Here is a 1,369-nt window from a genome sequence, read left to right on the forward strand (position 1 = left end):
GGGCCTTGACCCCGGTACGTGGACACGGGGTGGGATTACGCGGCGGGCGCGAGCGTAGCAGCGTGGTGAGACTCGTAGGTGGACGGTGACTGGTAGTTGCACCAGGAGTGCCTTCGTCGGGTGTTGTAGCGCACGATCCATCTGAAGACCTGACGGCGGCAGTTGGCTTCGTCGGGCCAGCGGTTCTCGTCCTGGAGGACCTCGCGCTTGAGGGTCGCGTTGAACGACTCCGCAAGCGCGTTGTCCGCGCTCGTGCCCACGGCCCCCATGGACTGGGTCACGCCGAGCTTCTGGCAGAGCTTGGCGAAGTCCTTGGAGGTGTAGACCGAGCCGTGGTCGGAGTGGAAGACCGCTCCGGCGAGGCTGCCGCGGGTCGCCGCCGCGGCCTTGAGGGCGTCCTCGACCAGCTCGGTGCGCATGTGGTCGGCCAGCGACCAGCCGGCCAGGCGCCGGGAGTAGCAGTCGATCACCGTGGCCAGGTAGAGGTTGGTGCCGTCGGCGAGGGGCAGGTAGGTGATGTCACCGACGTAGCGCTGGTTCGGTGCCTCGGCGGTGAAGTCCCGCTGGAGCAGGTCGGGCACCTGCTGCCCCGACGGCTCCGGGATCGTCGTCCTGACCCGCCGGCGCTTGTGGTAGCCGCGGATGCCGTGCTCGCGCATCACCCGCGCGACCCGTTTGTGATTGACCCGCTCCTCGGCGGGGACCGTGTCGTTGAGCTCCGCGGTCACCCGTGGCGCCCCGAGGGTGTTGTCCTGGGCGTGGACGGCCCGGATCCTCTCGGCCAGCTCTGCGTCGGCTGCGGCCCGGGCCGCCCGTGCCGGCGCCCCTGCCTTCCAGGCGTAGTAGGACGAGCGCTCGATCTCGACGAGCTCGCACAACCGCTTCACCTCGAAGGCGTGCTGGTGGTCGGCGACGAACTGGAAGCGGCTCACCAGTTCGTCTCCCCGGCGAAATACTTCGCCGCCGACCGGAGGATCTCTCGCTCGGTCGTGAGCTTGGTCTTCTCCGCCTCCAGCTCGCTGACCCTGGCCTCGAGCCGGGCGATCCGCTGCTCGTCGGTCTCATCCCTTCCAGCCGGCGCCGAGGACATCACCGGCTGCGCCGCTCTGAGCGGACTGGAGGTCAACGTGCCGTCGGCAGCGGTCTTCTTGCCGGTCCCGTACAGGCCGAGCCAGTGGCGCAACGTGCCTCGCTCGACGCCCAGGTCATCGGCGATGCCACGCACCGTCGCGCCCGGAGTGGACTCGTACAGGTCGACGGCCTGCCGACGGAACTCATCGGAGTAGTTCTTACGGGCCATGGTTCTTGATTCTCGCTCTCTCCCGCACGTTGCGGGATTCAGCGTGTCCAAGAACCAGGGTCAGGGCCC

The 1,369-nt window shown here is 68.6% G+C and carries 1 protein-coding gene; it reads right to left on the reverse strand.

Going from position 1 to position 1,369, the window contains the following annotated elements; translation table 11 throughout:
• Positions 1-35: 35 nt before the first annotated feature.
• Positions 36-1,300, reverse strand: a protein-coding gene (locus KZX45_RS19755; RefSeq protein ID WP_248259469.1) for an IS3 family transposase whose coding sequence is annotated in 2 segments (ribosomal slippage) — positions 36-949 and positions 949-1,300 — 1,266 coding nt in all. Because the reading frame shifts where the segments join, the coding sequence is not laid out codon by codon here.
• Positions 1,301-1,369: the final 69 nt, after the last annotated feature.

This window comes from Georgenia sp. EYE_87 (assembly GCF_023148685.1).
Classification (GTDB): Bacteria; Actinomycetota; Actinomycetes; order Actinomycetales; family Actinomycetaceae; genus Georgenia.